Here is a 16,877-nt window from a genome sequence, read left to right as displayed (position 1 = left end):
GAAAAGGAGGTGTTCGATGAACGCCTACACAGTGTCCCGACTGGCCCTTGAGGCCGGGGTGAGCGTGCATATCGTGCGCGACTACCTGCTGCGCGGATTGCTGCGGCCAGTCGCCTGCACCACGGGCGGCTACGGCTTGTTCGATGACGCCGCCTTGCAGCGGCTGTGCTTTGTGCGGGCCGCTTTTGAGGCGGGCATCGGCCTGGACGCATTGGCGCGGTTGTGCCGGGCGCTGGATGCGGCGGACTGCGATGAAACAGCCGCACAGCTTGCCGTGCTGAGTCAGTTCGTCGAACGCCAACGCGAAGCGTTGGCCGATCTGGAAGTGCAGTTGGCCGCGATGCCGACCGCGCCGGCCCAGCAAGCGGAGAGTCTGCCATGAACAGCCCCGAGCGCTTGCCGACCGAGACACACAAGCCGTTCACCGGCTACCTGTGGGGTGCGCTGGCGGTGCTCACCTGTCCCTGTCATTTGCCGATTCTCGCCATTGTGCTGGCCGGCACGACGGCCGGCGCGTTCATCGGCGAGCACTGGGGTATTGCAGCCCTCACGCTGACCGGCTTGTTTGTCCTGTCTGTGACGCGGCTGCTGCGGGCCTTCAGAGGTCGATCATGAGCGCTTCCCAGCCAATTGAATGGACAGTGGCGCAACTGGCGCAGGCGGTCGAGCGCGGGCAGCTTGAGCTGCACTACCAGCCGATTGTCGATTTGCGCAGTGAGCAGATTGTCGGCGCGGAAGCCCTGTTGCGCTGGCGTCATCCGACGCTCGGACTGTTGCCGCCGGGCCAGTTCCTGCCCGTGATCGAATCGTCCGGCCTGATGCCGGAAATCGGCGCATGGGTGCTGGGCGCAGCCTGCCGTCAAATGCGCGACTGGCGGGTGCTGGCATGGCAACCGTTCCGGCTGGCCGTCAATGTTTCGGCGAGCCAAGTGGGGCCAGATTTCGACAAGTGGGTAAAGGGCGTGCTGGCCGATGCCGGGTTGCCCGCCGCGTATCTTGAAATTGAGCTGACCGAATCGGTTGCGTTCGGTGATCCGGCGATCTTCCCCGCCCTGGAAGCTTTGCGACAGATCGGTGTGCGCTTCGCCGCCGACGACTTCGGCACCGGCTATTCCTGCCTGCAACACCTGAAATGCTGCCCCATCAGCACGCTCAAGATCGACCAATCGTTTGTCGCCGGACTCGCCAACGACCACCGCGACCAGACCATCGTGCGCACCGTGATTCAGCTTGCGCATGGGCTTGGCATGGAAGTAGTGGCCGAAGGCGTGGAAACATCGGCGAGTCTTGATTTGTTGCGACAAGCGGACTGCGACACAGGACAAGGCTTCCTGTTCGCCAAGCCGATGCCGGCGGCGGCATTCGCCGTCTTCGTCAGTCAATGGAGGGGTGCCACCATGAATGCAAATGATCCGACTGCCACCAGTTGCTGCGTGTGCTGCAAGGAAATCCCGCTCGATGCCGCCTTCACCCCGGAAGGCGCGGAATACGTCGAGCACTTCTGCGGGCTGGAGTGCTATCAGCGCTTCCAGGCGCGCGCCAAGACCGGGAGCGAAACCGATGCCGATCCGAACGCCTGCGACTCATCACTGTCAGACTGAGGCATGCTCTAACCTGACGTCAGGACAGCCTACCCAAAAACGTCCGGATAGACTCCATCGCTTAATTTATTGACACAAGCTGCGCGAGGCCATAGATTTCTTCCTGACACTTTTCTATTTGGAGGCATCTTGCAAGGCCAACGTATCGGCTACGTCCGGGTCAGTAGCTTCGACCAAAACCCGAAGCGGCAACTGGAACAGGTCGAAGTCGGAAAGGTATTCACCGACAAGGCATCGGGCAAGGACACCCAGCGCCCAGAACTTGACTCGCTGCTGGCCTTCGTGCGCGAAGGAGATACGGTGGTGGTGCACAGCATGGATCGCTTGGCTCGCAACCTCGATGACCTGCGCCGCCTTGTGCAAAAGCTGACCAGGCGCGGTGTGCGTATCGAGTTCGTCAAAGAATGCCTGACCTTCACCGGCGAGGATTCGCCGATGGCAAACTTGATGTTGTCGGTCATGGGCGCGTTCGCCGAGTTCGAGCGAGCATTGATCCGCGAGCGGCAGAGGGAAGGCATCGCGCTCGCCAAACAGCGCGGAGCATACAGGGGCCGCAAGAAAGCGCTTTCGCCCGAACGCGCCGCTGAACTTCTGCAACGCGTCAAGGCCGGCGAGCAAAAGGCAAAGCTGGCCCGTGAATTTGGCATCAGCCGCGAAACGTTGTACCAGTACCTGCGCGAAATTGGAGCTTAACGTGCTTTATTTTCCGTTTTCTGAGACGACCCCACCTTAAGCGCTAGCACAGTCCCCTGCCTCGATCGTAGAATGCTGGTCAGCGTCACGTACCCCGTGAAGTAGCGCATGTTTGCGCACCCCGACCGCACCTGGGCCACCAAGTCGCAGTCAACACTGCTGCCCTTTGGGCAGATCTGACCCCGTCGGATATCCCATCCCCACGTCGTTCTGACTGGCCCGCCGCAAGCTGGTCCTTTCACGTTCCCGAGCTGCCCCTGTCTCCAGGCGCGCGGCAAACCACCACCCATTGGGACCTGTCCCATGGGCCAGGTCCCTCCATTTTTTGGAGAACCTGCATGCGTCCTCAGTTGGACCTCATTTCTCAAGCGACCCACGGCATTTCCGCGATTCTTGCGGTCGAGTCTTTGGTTCCTGGCAGCTACGGCTACGAAAACGATGACGTTGGCTGGCACGTGGAAGCTGATCCTGGCGTCGAATCCCGAACGCTGCTGGTCGATGGCCAAGCAGTGCTCCGAAGCGTTCGCACTGGCGCGGAAAGCATGACCGTCTCGGTCTTGGCGGACCTGCCGCCCGACATTGCCCTGGTGCTGCAGGCCCTGGGCCAGGAAGCAGATCAGCTCACCCTGACCGAAGAGGAGTTCGACCATCGGACTTCCTGCCTCGACGGAATCTGGTGCACCTGGTCACGCTTCAACCGCGCACGGCCGGGAGAGGCGACTGCACTCACATCAGAGGTGCTCGCACTCGCGCAAGAGTGGGATCGCGCCCGCCTGGCCTGCTTCAATGGCTCGGCCAATGGCGCAGTCCTCATGGTCGCGCTTGAGCAGCGCCTAAGCAAACTGGTCAGCAGCGGGCGCGGGCTGACCAAGGTCATTCTGCATCCGGACCCCCGCGGTTCGGCTTTCACCATCGAGGTGGAAGGCGTCGAGCACCCAGCAGAGGTGAGGGCGCTTGGGCGCAGTTGGTCGGTGGGCAGCAAGCCGCCTATGGGCCCGGCTGCGACCACCGCAGAAAAGCGTGGTGTGCCCAAGGTGCGCGCTTCCAAGTACGCGGTGCGGCCGGCCAAGGTCGACCCCGCTGTTCGCGATGCTCTCGCGGATGCGAGCATCGATGGCACGGAGGTCCGACTCGCTGGGCAACTCGACAGCCGGCTCTACGCCAAGGTCAATGCCTTGCTCATCGAGCTCGGTGGACGTTGGCATACCGGCAGGCAAGCGCACGTCTTCGACCATTCGCCGAAGGACAAGCTTGCCGCCATTGCAGAGACAGGCACGGTGCTCACACGCAAGTGCTACGAGTTCTTCTGGACGCCACCGGAGCTCTCATCACGCCTGATCCAGCTGCTGGACCTCAAGCCTGGCATGACCATGCTTGAGCCGCACGCAGGGCAGGGTGCTCTGGCCATGGCCGCAGCCGAAGTCTTGGGCAAGGATGCGATCACCTGCTACGAGCTCATGCCAGAGAACGTGTCGCACCTGCAGCGCCTGGGTTTCAGCATCGAAGGCCCGGCAGACTTCCTGGAAGTCAAGCCGGGCAAGCTGTACAGCCGGATCGCAGCGAACCCTCCGTTTTCAGGAGGGAGAGACGCGGCCCACATGCGGCATGCTTTCCAGTTCTTGGAGCCCGGCGGCCTGTTCGCGGGCATCACGTCAACGCACTGGGTCAAGGCCAAGGACGCATCGAGCAGGGGTTTTGCACAGTTCGTCGAGGAGCATGCTGTCCACGTCGAGGAAAGGCCTGCAGGGGAGTTCTCTGCGGCCGGCACGGATGTGCCGACCATGCTTGTGCTGCTCAAGCGGCCGAACGAAACGGCCCACGCCTCGGCGAAGGTGACCACCGCTCTCCGCTTCGAGCCAGCCGATCAGCTGGCGCTCTTTGGCTGACAAGCCAGATCAGAAATGCCCGGGACTCTCGCAGTCCCGGGCTTTTTTTTCGGCAACTCCAGCTTGTCCCGACGGCGGCTGCTGCCGCCGACACCGCCATCAAAGGTACTAGCGGAGCAGCACGATCACCTTCACTGGCGCCGGCAGAAGGCACCCCGAACAGGGGCGCCAGGTATGCCAGGCCAGGGCGCCGTTACCCGCGTTTGGCTCTGACGTAGAGCTGCTTGAGCCCGGGGCCCGACGGTGGACGATCCTCCAGCTCGAGAACGTCGCTCATGGATCGGACCAAATCGGAGAGCTTCTTGAAACCATACAGGCGCGAGTCGAAGTCCGGCTGCAGTTTCGAAAGATATCCCCCAAAAGCGCCCAGGTGAGCCCATCCAGCGTCGTCGCTGGTCTGCTCAAGGGCAGTCAGGAGGAATTGCTTGGGCACCTCGGGCTTTGGCACGACCTGGTCGACCACGATGGGCTTGGTGGCGGGCACGGACGGGGCCTCGCTCTCCGCGGCCGCAGCCGGCGGTACCAGGTCATTGCCGGGCCGCAGGATCTCGGTCAGCACGAAGCGGTGGCAGGCGTTCCGGAAGGCCTCCGGTGTCTTGCTCTCACCAAAACCGATCACCTGTAGGCCTTCTTCCCTGATGCGCATGGCCAGGCCGGTGAAATCGCTGTCGCTGGTCACCAAGCAGAATCCATCGAAACTTCGGGTGTACAGCAGATCCATGGCGTCGATGATCAGCGTGCTGTCGGTGGCGTTTTTGCCCGTGGTGTACGCGAACTGCTGCACTGGTTTGATCGCGTGGCGCTGAAGCACTTTCTTCCAGGCTGCGCTGTGCGGAGACGTAAAGTCGCCGTAGATCCTCTTCACGACTGCCTCGCCAAGGCCTGCCACCTCGGTGAGCAGGCCCTCGATGACGGCAGCCTGCGCGTTGTCCGCATCGATCAGTACCGCCAAGCGCATGGAGTGGTTGTCTGCCTCGTGCTTGGCCTGGTTTCGGTGCTGATGGGTCATGGCGCATAGTGTCTAGATGTGGCTCTCAGCGCCACTCTACTGCACCCCTAGTAGCAGCAGCCCGTTCCACCCAGGCCGTCATGACCGACTTGGCCAATGAGATCTCAGCAGGCAGGCAGGCTTTAGTCGATCGGCTTCCACGGCGGAATTTCTGGAGGTGGAGCTGGTGGCGGGGGTGGCGGTGGTAGCGTAGGTATGCGCGGTGGCGTAGTCGGGATTGGTAGTACGTCCACAGGCGGCAGCTCAGAAACATGTACCTGTATCCAGCGAAGTACGATGGAGGCACTGTCTGCCATTGAAAGCGCCTTTGAATATTTCGTCAGATCGAACTGAAGATGCAGGTTCTGGATGCTTTTCTTGTAATTCAGGGTGGCGACAACAAATCCGAAGTGGGGGTTGTACTCGGGGTCCGGATCGATGTCGTTCTCCACTTCAACGCCTAGATGGGCACGATAGGGCCGTCCCTCATCAAGAATTCCGCCAGTGCGCTGCATGTTCGCCAAGTGCGCAACCTTCAAATCAAGATGACACGGCGTATTCTGGAATGAGTCCCAAATTTTCACCTGTGATCCAACCCAGTGGAAATGGTGCGGCTCATATGCAGGAATGTCCCATTCAAACAGCAGCGTCGGCTCCGTCGGGGGAGCCCAGGGCGTTGGGCCATTTGGCAGGTCCTCCTGATCAGACCCGGACTGCAAAATCGCTGGGCCAGGCCGAACCTTCTTGAGCCTGATGCGCGTACCGGTGTAAGGTGCGGAGTCGCAAGTCAGAATATTCATGGCGTCATCCCTCACTGGTCTGATTTAACATAAGAAACATCGTATCTATTGATGTAGCAGAATAGATAGATTTTAACAAACGAGCCAGCCTGGTGCTTCCGCGCACCAAGCACGATCGAAGCCCAGTTATCTGGCTACGCTAAGAGGTCGCGCCGTTTCCGCGTTGGTCTACGTTGTTGTCACCAACGTGGTCGGAGACTTCCCAACCCGCTCCCCACGCTTCGACAGATCGATGCCAATCACTTGAATTTCTTCAACGCCCGGATGCGTGTCGGCCACGGACTTCCAATGCGTCTGCAGCGCTGCGATCAGCGTCGGGAAATCCACGAAGCTACCGTCAGGCAGTGCCCATCTCTGCTTCACTCCTCGCCACACCAACAGGTAGATTCCGAGGCTGGCCGCCTTGTCCCGCAAATAGTCACCAGCGAGTTGCCCTTCAAGCCGCTCAAACAACTGCGGGCCCGTCCAGTTGTCGGCAATCTTCAATTCAGTCGGGACAGCGCCCGTGAACGTCGAACAAGTCCACCGCAGGTCGGGACGTTTACCGTCGGGCAGTTCGTGCTCCTGCGGAATATCGAAGCGGCCGTGAGCGTGCTGGCTGCACCACCCTGCGATCCAGATACGCAGTTGCGTCTCCCGCTCCGTGAGGATGACCACCAACGCGAGGCTGTGGTCACCGTCCTCCGTCTCGCTTTTCAGGTCGATCAGACGGCTCACCGCCAGGTCGAACAGCTCGCGGTGGCTGGCCGGTGCACGGTCGTACTTCTCAGCAAACTCGCGCACCTGCGCTTCGTTCCATGCGTCACGTTCGCTGTCGGCTTGAGCTTTAGCAATCGTCTCTCGCGCCATCCACATGCGGTACTCAGCACGCGGATGCTCTTGAGCAAGGCCGTCCAGCGCCAAGAAGGCCTCGCGCCCAGGAATTTCTTTGAGCAGCCGCACGAGGTCCTCCCTGGCTTCCTGGGCGTCATCGCGAATGGCGGGTGAGTAAACCCCCTTTCCCGAGCGGTCGATATCGTCGTCAGCCCGCACATGCTCATGGACTATCAGGTACAGCCGCTTCAGCACCTTCGGCGACCGGTACGCGCCGCGCATGCGTGACAAGGACCGCCGGTTTCCCAGCAGGTGGGACACATACTGCATCGCGAATTCGGTCCGCTGTGGTGCGTCGCCCATCAGCTTTAGGTGACGCTCAACGGCGTCAATAGCGGGGGTTGGGTCTGCACTGGTCCACGCTGCTGCCCACAGAGCGCGGTGCAAGGGATTGCCAGCGCCCATTTGATGCTGGGCCAATGCCGCGATGGCTTCATCGGGAAGATCCGACACCTGGAGGGTTGCCAGCAGATCTTCCAGCAGCTCAATGCGTCCCGGCGATTGCCTGGACAGCAAGTCAAAAATGTCCTGCGCCAAGTAGGGCGCAAGCCACTCTCTGCAGTGGCGAACGCGAGCAATCACATATTGGTTGGCAGCCTCCGTACCCATCATCTGAAGTTCAAACTCGATCTCAGCAACCAACATGCCTGTAAGGGCTTGCGGGTGGACAGCAAACAGCGTGGGAAACCAATCCGGGAACCCATTCAACTCCTTCAAGGCGTATCGGAAAGCCACCTGCGCCTCTGCTGCGGAGAGCGACTCCATACACGCCTCGGCCTCTGTCGCGTAGACAGTCAGACCTGCCAAGCCGAACAGGTCAGCACTCGGCATTCTGTTCACCTCTGCACCTTCAGATAGCAGCTGTGGCACATGCTTGCGCCAAAACGCTACCATGCCATCCCGGAACGCAAGGGCCACGGCCGCGCCGAACTCGGCCTCCAGGCAGCGCCAGTCAGCTCGCGTCCAGCGCGAGTGATTGCCCTGTTCCGTCTCGCGCATCACCTCGAGCAGGAACTCCTGCTCCTGACTAACGTGGGAAGGATCGACTCCACCCGCGTTGCACAACGATTCCAGTTGGCTGTTGAGCCATGCTGCATTTTCGCGGCGCTGCTGCCGGGCCAGTTCCGCTCTCTCCATTTGGCGCTCTGTCCACTCGGAATTCTGCCGTTCCAGCTCTTGAAGCGCTGCGTCTGGTTCGGGCGGTGCCTCAAGCTGCTGCAGGCGCGTCGCGAGCACCTGGTTGTCATAGGCGACTTTCTCCAACCGCTCTTGCAGAGCTTGAGGCCGCCCAGCTTGCACAAACAGCGAGTAAGTGAGTTCCAGTGCCATTTTCTGGTCCTCAACGATCTCACTTTCGAGAATGGCGCCAGTGCCCCCATCAAAGTCGTGCGCGTCCCATCCTACCGGGTGCATCAGCGCCCGGGCCATCCAGGTGTCCACAACCTTGCGTTCTGACCTCAGGCGTGCCACAAGGTGCCAGAACCACGCCCATTTAAGGTCCGGCCAGGTCGTCACCAGCTGCGGCAGATTCATCTCTCTTACGCCTGAAACCTCGTTGTCGTAGTGGGTGTCCAGTACAAGCACGTGCAAGGCCCCTACTGCACTCGGTCTGAGCGCAGTCTCATGACGTTCTTGGATAAGCCGCTTCAGCAAAGCTCCTACGGGCCGGCGCAGCCACCGGTGGCGGATCGAGAGGCTGTAGTCGCTCCGATCGAACAACGGAGGTTCGATCACCAGCTCGTATAGCCGATCGAGCGCACTTGGGATCAAAGCCAAGTCAATTCGCTCAAAGAACTGTGTCGTTGCGCCCGCCAAGCCCGTGGTGCGCTGCTTGTCGGTATCTGCCAGACGAGGAATGCAGTCCATCAGCCATTGAAGAGTTGCGGCGTCAGGCTTTGCCACGAGGCTCACCAATTCGGCCATACAACGACGGTCCAAGCCACTACCCTCCGAGGCGAATTCGCTGCGAACCAGTGCCATGTCACTCACGGTTCCGACCGCATCCACCGCCCGAAAGGCCGCGCGGCGAGCACCCGAAGGAGCTTCGGCTGACAGAGCGATCTCAAGCGCCTCGGGAAGAGCGGCATCAATTCGCCCCTGCCACACCATGCCCATGAGAAAACCGGCGACCTCCTCCCGACCCTTGTACTCCCTGGCCAGCCTTCGCACTGTCTCGGAAACATCCGAGGACGCAAAACGCTGGATGGCGCTGAAGGTGGCTGGCGTGTGGTTGGATAGACCGGCAGCCAGCTGATTGCATACATCAGTCAAGACCGCGCTTCGCACGGCGGTCGGGAGCTGCACCGGATCCCCGCCTTCGAACAAGATCTCAGGAGCAATCTGCTGCACGCGCGCAAGGATGCGCCGGTCGGATATGGCCAGCCAAGGCAAGAGGGGACGCAGCGAGGGCGCAACTACCTGAAGCCCGTATTGAACGCGAAAGAAGAGATCTTCGACCCGGCGGCGGGATACCTCTTGCTGAAGCAGCCTGCGGAACCACTGCGCAGCCAGATACTCCAGGACAGATCGGTGATGGAAGCGGACGGTGCCGTAGACGTCCGGGTCAAACAGCGAAAGCTGCAGCAACCCAGCGATTTCTCCGGCATCCCATCCCAGCACGTCGCGAGCGTTTAGCCCTGAACCGGACCGATGCCCATCGGGAACCTGGATGTTTTGCTTGCGCGTGAGCACAAGGGCGGCCGCGAGCGTCTCCACCCCCTCTTGCGCGCGGGCTTGGGCAAGAGGGCGCGCTACCTCGCGGTCCTGGCTGTCCTGCAAGCGACGCTGAACGCTTGAGGACATGAGTTCCAACCGCGAGCCAATCCGCCCCTTCTCCTTCCAGAAACCCACCAGCTCTTCCAGGTCTTGAGGGCGCTGGGTGAAAGACCATGCATCAGCCCGTTGGATGGCCTCTAGGAACGGAGTGATCTCCCCGATTCCCGCTGCGGCAGAATAGACCTCCACTTGTGAGGAGGTTAGTGGCTCCAGCCTGACCACCTTGAAGTCATCAGTTGACTCCGTGGCCTGGCCGGGCTGCACGCCGTGATTTTTGGAGTGAGCGAACAGTCGATTGCACAGGTCAAGATCCGACCTTGGACGCCACGCCGACGGCCGACCCGTCACCACAATGTGCGTGCGGTCCAACGCCTTGGCGGCCTTCGCACTGACCTTGCGCACCGCCCTCTCGAAATCCTGCGGTGAGCGCAGCCGCGACTCGTCGACAGAGTCGAGCAACAACCAGCCGGGCTCCTGGGTTGCCAGCCATGCTTCGAAATCGTCGATGTGTCCGACGTCGAGGGCAGTCTCGAAGCCGTCGGCCACATGCTCAAGTCTGAGAAAGAACGCCGCCCTGCCCTCGCCGCGCAGCCGGCGTGCTACCTCCTGCAGCTCCCAAGTCTTGCCCGAACCTCCCTCCGCCAGCATGACTACCCGGCGGCACTCAAGCAACGCGGACAGATTCAGGGTCTCACTACCGGCCTGAAGTACGTAACCATCGCCACCCCGCCCAGGCGCTTGAAGTTCTCGGAAGGTGCGATGCAGTTCAATGTACATACGTCGCAAGGATAGCGAGGGCAAGCCAGGATCCGGCTGAATTTCGAGCCAACACCTCACAGGCTTTGGCCAACCGCAGCGCGCCGATAGAATGGCCGGGCATTTCTCACGGTCTCGACCGAGGGAGTCTCCCAGCTGAGGAGCAAAAACAACCAGCGCCCTGCCCTCGCCTTCGCGGGAGCTTCACTACCAGGCAGCGGACTGTGGTCCACCTGGTCGACATCGAAGCATCAGGCTTGATCGCCTGCAGTCGACGTCACCTTGGGCCCCAGGCCTACTCATTCAAACCCACCGGGACACCAGATCCCGTGGGGATGGTGCTCTCGGTACACCTTCAAGGAGAGCACCATGGGTGCAACCGTCAGTACGGGCAAGCAAGCCTTTGCCTTCACCGCGACCGATAGCGGAGAAACCATCTACGTGCTCCACGAGCAAACCTACGAGAAGAACGTGTTCCCGCACACTCCTCGCTGGTCGTGCATTTCGATCGGCCCCATCGCAACGGTTCTGCGCCGGATCTTCGGCATGGCTGCAAATTGCGTCAGCGGAGCCCTGCAGGTGCGTGGCGGCCGCGACGCACCGGAGCAATACATCGCGGACTGGCTCAAGCAGCTGGCCTGCCCTCTCCAACAAGAGGACCAACCGGTCCAGCTGCGCATTGCCAAAGGATGGGATCAAAGCATCCCGTCCGACGACGCGCCCAATGTGCTCGCCCATCTCGTCGCAAACGGACGCGGTGAGTTGGCACAGGATCTTGAAGCCGGCCTGTGCTTCCTGAGCACACTCCACGCTGAAAGCAAGCTCGTTTCCTGCATCTACGGGGACGGGCCACTTTCGCCCTGGCGGATCATCACTTCCATGCGCGCGGGCGGCCCGCGGCCGGATCTGGGCTACTCCCCTGCCCTTCAAGGACCTGCGGCTACCTCGCGGATCCCGGCATTCCTCAAGGTCGATGGCGACACCCGCCTGGTCCAGCAGGATGACGGCAGCTGGCGCAGCGGCGGTTGGGAGTACCAGCTCTTGGGCCAGTTCGTGGAAAGCCTCTGGGCCACAGAGCTGACACATCCCGGCAGCTACGCCCGCTCCATTCGGCGGTTTCGCGAAGCAATCCAGTCGGCTCCCATGGTGCCGCCTGGAACCAAGGTCATCGTTGACCTCTCGGTAAAGCTGGACAGCGTGTATCAGCGCCAGTGCTGCGAAGAAATCGGGAATCACCTTCCCGCAAAACGCACAGGGTCCACGCTCGAGGTGGACCTGCCGTCGCAGGCGTCAGAACTGTGGCGCCTGACCAGGTTGCCAAGTGCGTGCGCCACCTGGCTCCCCGGCAACTTCAAGCCGGTGCTGCAGGTGCAGGGCGATCTCTTGGCGGCCTGATCGACGCAAAGATGACTGCCGTTGTGGCAGTCGCGTAGCTGCCTCATGGAGGCCGCAAATTCAACACTTACGAAGGGCACCTCCTGCCTTACCAGGAGGGCGCCCTTCGTCCTCCACGGAGAACATTCACATGAAATTAGGCAAGATGTACCCGCGCGAGTGGGGCTCGGTCAACGGCCTCCCTAGCATCGTTTGGCAGCGGGCTGGGGTGCCCGCGCTAGGCGAGATGGCAATGGTCACCGAAACCCGCGTCTACGAGAGCGAGGAGGCCAGGCTTATTGCCTACGATGGCCCGGTAAAGTTGTTCGCCAAGTACGGCACGCTAGCTGGTGTCTTCTACTGCAAGCCCTCGACGCGGCGCGGGGCCGTCATGAGCATCACCATTCTGCCCAAGCAACACCCGGCGCATTTGCGCACCTGTGTGATGGTCACCGGCGCCGACTTCAACAAGGCCTACGCCAGGGTGGTGAAAACCATACTGGAGGCATATCGATTGCCGGTAGATGGCGAGACGCATTCGGCGATGCTGGCGACGGCTCCGCTGTTCTTGAAGAAGAACCACCTCAAGCTCATCGAAGTGCGCTACGAAACGGCTGTTGAGGTTGAAGACGCTGCACCATCGCAGTAGTCATCAGGAATCAAGCGAGAGCGATTGTGGAGCCTGTGGGTTCCACAACGCTTTCCAGAGCTGCGCTATCGCACACCAGTGCATAGCGGGCTATGGAAAGCGGAGACGCCAACCCCACAGCACAAGCTCCGTTAAACATGCGCGTGTTAGTAAACACGCCCATGTTTACTAACACGCCCATGTTTGCTAACATGGGCGTGTTTAGCAAAGGTTGCACATGCCAAGCCATCTTCACAGTACGCGAGCGCTCCACGCACACTCAAAGGTGGCCAGTTTCTTCAGGAAAGAGGGACTTGATTTCACCGAGCCCTCCCAGGCACCTGGTTACGCCGATATTGATGGTCAGGTGATCAAAGGCGGCCGGCGATACGTGGCCGAGATCAAGACTCTGTCTGAGGGTCGCTCTGACCGCGTGATCCCCCTCCTCTCACAAGCCATCATTCAGGCGCAGCGGTACGCAGCAGACAACGCAAACAGCAGGCCTCTGGCTGTGCTTTACGTTGAACATGCACCCGCTTCAATGTTTGGAACCGTCGCTCGCTTCTTGGATAAATACCGGCCGGACGCGGCAATAGCCGTCGTCACGCCTGAAGGGTTGGGCCTGTTGCGCTGGGAGGACGGGAGCCAGGTTTCGACGGGAGTGGCCCCGGGCGAACAGGTAACTTCTCAGAACCTAAGGCGGCACTCGGGTGCGATAGGATCTGCGCCCACAAAACCTTTCAACTTGTTTTCGGACCTCAACCAGTGGATGCTCAAGGTGCTCTTGGCGCCAGAAATCGAGGCAGAACTGCTCGATGCGCCACGGCAACAATACAGCTCGGGAACTGAACTGGCGAATGCCGCAAACTGTTCGCAAATGAGTGCATCGAGGTTTCTGCAGCATCTACGGCAGGAAGGGTTCCTCGATGAGCAGCATAGGTCACTTCGACTTGTGCGCCGCGCTGAGCTGTTCGAGCGATGGCGCGCTGCGAACATGCGAACGCTACCAGAGTTGCCAATGCGGTTTACCGTCCGCATCGGCATTCAGCAGCAGTTGAAGAGGCTTCTGAGCGCCGAGACTGTGCAGACCTGTCTAGGCCTGTTTGCGGCTGCGGATGCCCTGGGAATGGGACATGTCAGCGGCGTGCCGCCCTATGTGTATGTGCCAAAACTGCCCGGTTTTGCCAACAACAGACACAACCCAGCTTGGGCAGGGGTGACTCTTTTACCCCCAACAGACGCTCCAGACTTCATAGTGCGCCAGCCCATAGCGCCCGACTCGACGTTCAAGGGCGCCGTTCACCGCGACGGCTTTCGCTGCACGGATGTGATTCAAGCCTGGCTGGATGTCTCAAGCCACCCCTCACGCGGACAAGAGCAGGCGGACCACATTTTCCAAACTGTCCTGCAGCCCCTCATTGGTAAGGCAGACAAATGAACGACCTCGAATCCTTTGCAAAGCTGGTCCAGGCGTTGGACCCCTGGCGTGCTCATCTGATCTTCGTGGGGGGTTGGGCACACCGCTTGCACACCCTCCATCCGAACGCAAACAAGCTGGATTTTCAGCCGATTTTTACCAGGGACACCGATCTAGCTTTCGAGAACAGCGTGCCATTGGCCGGGAGCATCAAGGCGGCTTTGCTTGACAAGGGGTTCAAGGAAGAATTCTCCGGAGAGGCCAGGCCACCCGCAGCCCACTACAAGTTGGGCAGTGAGGCCAGCGGCTTCTACGCAGAGTTTTTGACTCCAATGGTGGGCAGGGGCACCAGACGCGGCGGGGAGCCAGACACCACTATGACGGCCGCCGGGATTTCAGCGCAGAAAATTCGTCACCTGGGTATCCTTCTAGTGGATCCATGGGTGGTGACAGTGGGACCAGTCAACGGCGTACCCCTGGATGCTCCGGTGGATCTGCAGGTGGCTAATCCACTTTGCTTCATGATGCAAAAATTCCTCATCAAGAAGAAACGTGCTCCTCGCAAACATCACCAAGACCTTCTCTACGTGTTCGACACGATCCAACTGTTTGGCCACATGCTCCCCCAATTCAAAGAGAGCTGGGAGAAGGTCGTGGCCCCGGCTCTCGACGCCGGCGAACAAAAAACAGTGCTCCAGGAATGCACTGAATCGTTCGCTACTGTCACCGACGCGATTCGGGGCGCTGCAAGCATCCCCCAGGATCGGAAGGTGTCTCCCGAAGAACTACGAGCGACATGTGAGTTTGCGTTCCAGCAAATTCTTGGCGACAGTGCTCGAAAAATCTGAGCTGCATCAGCTCCGCCAATCGGTAGATGCGAAGGGACCTGAGAAAGACGACGCTTCTACGTGACCTTCTCTCATCCTGGCCGGCGGCCGACGCTTTGCGCACAGGTGCCGTCAGACCCTTGGACCAGTTCAAGCCTCGATTGCGAGGAACTTTCGAGCTCGTCAAGGAGTGATGTGGCTTGCCTGTAGGCAGACCACAAGCGCCTGGCATCATCGGCCAGCTGCTCTCGCATGACGCCATCGCTCCAAAGGTCCGCTGACTCGCCTCCACCCATTCTCACCAAACGAAACACGCCCAGCGTGGAACCGTACGGAGCAACATCGGGATCTAATCCCATGTTTCGCAAAACGCAGTAGGCCATGAACCGGAGGTCTCGGCGCAGGTGCTTTCTGCCGTGACGCAACCCGTTTTTGCCATAGAAGGCAAGGGCATATTCACCCCGAACCAGATTCGAAAGTGAACGCATCTCCGGGTAGGTGGCTTGCATTTCCTCGCCCGCCTCTGGCATCTCACGCACACGTACAAATTCGTCGTAGAACCAGCCCTGAGAGGCGCTTGCGACAACAGGGGTGGCACTTGCGCAAGATTGCTTCAGTATCCAAGAGATCTCTGCATCGGGCTCACATTCATCAAGCCACGCTGATTCCAGGGCGTTCAGCTGATCAATCGCCGCCCACAGCCGGCATCCGGTTTCGAAGCTTTCCATGTCGAGAGCGAATGGAACCTTCGATCGGAGCCATGGAACGTCATTGCCCTCCGCTTCGACCTGCGTGAACGATGGCAACGCCAGCCCAACCAAGCCCTCGAAGTCACTAGGTCGGACACAGTTCACCGGCCGAGTCCAAGGTTCGCCGTCGACCTGCAAGTTCACGCCCAGCGCCAAGCGATGGCCATCGGTTGCAACCAGTTCAACCGAAAGATCTTGCCTACCCTCCGAGAAGAGACGGTAGCGATACCAGGAAGGCGCGTCCTCTGCCGCACAGCGGTCCGGGTGCGCGGCTTCTGTGCGAACCCCAAGTCCGGCCTGGCGACTCCAAGGATTGCGGAACTCGACTTCCACCAGATTCTGAGGGAGTTCCTTCATCGCGAAATCGTTCGTACTGGATCGGCTCCAAAGTGCGAGCGCTGATGCCTTGAAGTCGCTTGTTGATCCGAAAACGAGCGCATGAGCCAGGCCCACTTCCGGCCATCTCCAGCCATAACCCACCAGAGCACCATCGGTGCCCATGAACTGCGTAGGGCGAAGCCCAACAGGCCATGGGTGAGGGAAAAACCAGCTGCGATTTACTAGCAACTCGGTCTCCATGACAGCGCCTGCGATGACCTCTAGCTGCAATTCGTCGAAGCTGACTCCTGATTCAGCTGTCCAGCATGACGACGCCACGTCGAATGCAATCTCGGCAGCCCACTTGATCCTGATCCGACCCTTGTCGAGAACAGTAATATCGTCCCACTGGCGCCACGCTTCCTCCAGCCCAACACTGCGTCTGGTGCTCCAGATTTTCAGTTCTTCCCTATTAGATTTGCCGAGCTGGCTGAGAGAAGTGCGCAGCGACATTGAAGTACCGACCCAGGCCGCATACACGCCGATGAATGCAGAAAGCAAGCCAACATAGCCGGCGGCATACATCCGCCAGGCGATGACACCAAGCAGGCGCCAGTCCGAACTAGGTAGATCGCCTTCAGTGGCCATGCAACCACCTTCCCGGCTCAGCACCGAACGCCACGAACCGTAGCCGAAGCCCACGGCGAAGCATTCTTGGAGCCGCGCTTCGTCCATTTCGGCAAACTCGGGTTGCGACGCGAGCTCCAACAGGAAGTTTCCTACCTCCCCATTGCTGAAGTCCTGCGCAGATATGGGCAATGCTTTTTCAAGCAAAGGCAGCGCCGGCACCAATATTGGATGCTGTACCAGTAGAGGCGTTCGAAGAGGCATGATCAAGACAGTGTAGCGACGCCACTCCAATCCCGAAAGCGGTCTGAAACCGCGTCGTCCAACATCCATCTGGCGCATCACAAAAGAATGAAAGAGGGTGAGTCAAGCTAGGCAGGCTGCTGCACACATTGCGAGCCGGCCGCTTGTACACTGACTTCATGTCCCCTCCGCGCTCCCGCCCTCCTTCGTCCACTAAAGCGCCTTCAGGTGAGTCGCCCTGGGCAGCGGCCGCAAGGGAGCTGGCGAGCAACCCTGATAGCCCCCAATCACTACGGATACGTTCGGCATTCAACGCCGCGCT

Annotated in this window: 13 protein-coding genes; 9 read left to right on the top strand and 4 right to left on the bottom strand. The window is 60.3% G+C overall.

What is annotated here, in order from left to right; all coding sequences use genetic code 11:
• Positions 1-16: 16 nt before the first annotated feature.
• The 5 genes from merD to AC0IZS_RS33525 all read left to right on the top strand — a co-directional run bounded on the left by merD (position 17) and on the right by AC0IZS_RS33525 (position 4,180).
• Entirely contained in the window at positions 17-382 is a 366-nt protein-coding gene (merD, locus tag AC0IZS_RS33545; protein WP_353364344.1) for a mercury resistance co-regulator MerD, read from the top strand.
• The gene (gene merE, locus AC0IZS_RS33540) at positions 379-615 is read left to right on the top strand and encodes a broad-spectrum mercury transporter MerE (protein ID WP_003090697.1); all 237 of its coding nucleotides are present in this window, start codon (positions 379-381) and stop codon (positions 613-615) included. The genes merD and merE overlap by 4 nt, the downstream gene beginning before the upstream one ends.
• Positions 612-1,601 carry a DUF3330 domain-containing protein gene (locus AC0IZS_RS33535; protein ID WP_001276635.1) on the top strand — a complete coding sequence of 330 codons (990 nt, stop codon included), beginning with the start codon at positions 612-614 and terminating at the stop codon, positions 1,599-1,601. Before merE ends, AC0IZS_RS33535 begins: the two co-directional genes overlap by 4 nt.
• 129 nt (positions 1,602-1,730) lie before the next feature.
• A complete protein-coding gene (locus tag AC0IZS_RS33530; RefSeq protein WP_019334898.1) occupies positions 1,731-2,294 on the top strand; it encodes a recombinase family protein in 564 nt (187 codons plus the stop codon).
• A gap of 338 nt (positions 2,295-2,632) precedes the next feature.
• Positions 2,633-4,180 (top strand): hypothetical protein, encoded by a 1,548-nt coding sequence (locus tag AC0IZS_RS33525; RefSeq protein WP_471639704.1) that lies wholly within the window; start codon positions 2,633-2,635, stop codon positions 4,178-4,180.
• Positions 4,181-4,373: 193 nt separating this feature from the next.
• On the opposite strand, the gene AC0IZS_RS33520 is transcribed toward AC0IZS_RS33525, so the two are convergent.
• From AC0IZS_RS33520 to AC0IZS_RS33510, 3 genes are all read right to left on the bottom strand, one after another.
• Positions 4,374-5,189, bottom strand: coding sequence for an NYN domain-containing protein (locus tag AC0IZS_RS33520; RefSeq protein ID WP_471639703.1), 816 nt, complete (start codon positions 5,187-5,189; stop codon positions 4,374-4,376).
• Between the two features lie 122 nt (positions 5,190-5,311).
• The gene (locus AC0IZS_RS33515) at positions 5,312-5,968 is read right to left on the bottom strand and encodes a hypothetical protein (RefSeq protein ID WP_471639702.1); all 657 of its coding nucleotides are present in this window, start codon (positions 5,966-5,968) and stop codon (positions 5,312-5,314) included.
• Between the two features lie 168 nt (positions 5,969-6,136).
• Positions 6,137-10,393, bottom strand: coding sequence for an NACHT domain-containing protein (locus AC0IZS_RS33510; protein ID WP_471639701.1), 4,257 nt, complete (start codon positions 10,391-10,393; stop codon positions 6,137-6,139).
• A gap of 348 nt (positions 10,394-10,741) precedes the next feature.
• Between AC0IZS_RS33510 and AC0IZS_RS33505 the strand changes: the two genes are divergently transcribed.
• The 4 genes from AC0IZS_RS33505 (at position 10,742) to AC0IZS_RS33490 (ending at position 14,639) form a co-directional block, all read left to right on the top strand.
• On the top strand, positions 10,742-11,767 hold the full coding sequence (locus AC0IZS_RS33505; RefSeq protein WP_471639700.1) for a hypothetical protein: 1,026 nt from the start codon (positions 10,742-10,744) through the stop codon (positions 11,765-11,767).
• A 130-nt stretch (positions 11,768-11,897) separates the two neighbouring features.
• Positions 11,898-12,395, top strand: a complete 498-nt coding sequence (locus AC0IZS_RS33500; protein ID WP_471639699.1) for a hypothetical protein — start codon at positions 11,898-11,900, stop codon at positions 12,393-12,395.
• Between the two features lie 265 nt (positions 12,396-12,660).
• Positions 12,661-13,812, top strand: coding sequence for an RpiR family transcriptional regulator (locus tag AC0IZS_RS33495; protein WP_471639698.1), 1,152 nt, complete (start codon positions 12,661-12,663; stop codon positions 13,810-13,812).
• The gene (locus AC0IZS_RS33490; RefSeq protein ID WP_471639697.1) at positions 13,809-14,639 is read left to right on the top strand and encodes a GSU2403 family nucleotidyltransferase fold protein; all 831 of its coding nucleotides are present in this window, start codon (positions 13,809-13,811) and stop codon (positions 14,637-14,639) included. The genes AC0IZS_RS33495 and AC0IZS_RS33490 overlap by 4 nt, the downstream gene beginning before the upstream one ends.
• A gap of 71 nt (positions 14,640-14,710) precedes the next feature.
• Here the strand turns inward: AC0IZS_RS33490 and AC0IZS_RS33485 are convergent, their stop codons facing one another.
• Positions 14,711-16,654 carry a hypothetical protein gene (locus AC0IZS_RS33485; protein ID WP_471639696.1) on the bottom strand — a complete coding sequence of 648 codons (1,944 nt, stop codon included), beginning with the start codon at positions 16,652-16,654 and terminating at the stop codon, positions 14,711-14,713.
• Positions 16,655-16,877: the final 223 nt, after the last annotated feature.

Source organism: Acidovorax sp. AC410 (genome assembly GCF_979253235.1).
The sequence above is the reverse complement of the archived record's forward strand: the minus strand, read 5'-3'. Positions and strand labels throughout refer to the sequence as shown.

Coding starts and splice junctions, on each gene's coding strand:
- merD (WP_353364344.1), top strand. CDS start 17: ATGAACGCCTACACAGTGTCCCGACTGGCCCTTGAGGCCGGGGTGAGC.
- merE (WP_003090697.1), top strand. CDS start 379: ATGAACAGCCCCGAGCGCTTGCCGACCGAGACACACAAGCCGTTCACC.
- AC0IZS_RS33535 (WP_001276635.1), top strand. CDS start 612: ATGAGCGCTTCCCAGCCAATTGAATGGACAGTGGCGCAACTGGCGCAG.
- AC0IZS_RS33525 (WP_471639704.1), top strand. CDS start 2,633: ATGCGTCCTCAGTTGGACCTCATTTCTCAAGCGACCCACGGCATTTCC.
- AC0IZS_RS33520 (WP_471639703.1), bottom strand. CDS start 5,189: ATGACCCATCAGCACCGAAACCAGGCCAAGCACGAGGCAGACAACCAC.
- AC0IZS_RS33515 (WP_471639702.1), bottom strand. CDS start 5,968: ATGAATATTCTGACTTGCGACTCCGCACCTTACACCGGTACGCGCATC.
- AC0IZS_RS33510 (WP_471639701.1), bottom strand. CDS start 10,393: ATGTACATTGAACTGCATCGCACCTTCCGAGAACTTCAAGCGCCTGGG.
- AC0IZS_RS33505 (WP_471639700.1), top strand. CDS start 10,742: ATGGGTGCAACCGTCAGTACGGGCAAGCAAGCCTTTGCCTTCACCGCG.
- AC0IZS_RS33500 (WP_471639699.1), top strand. CDS start 11,898: ATGAAATTAGGCAAGATGTACCCGCGCGAGTGGGGCTCGGTCAACGGC.
- AC0IZS_RS33490 (WP_471639697.1), top strand. CDS start 13,809: ATGAACGACCTCGAATCCTTTGCAAAGCTGGTCCAGGCGTTGGACCCC.
- AC0IZS_RS33485 (WP_471639696.1), bottom strand. CDS start 16,654: ATGCGCCAGATGGATGTTGGACGACGCGGTTTCAGACCGCTTTCGGGA.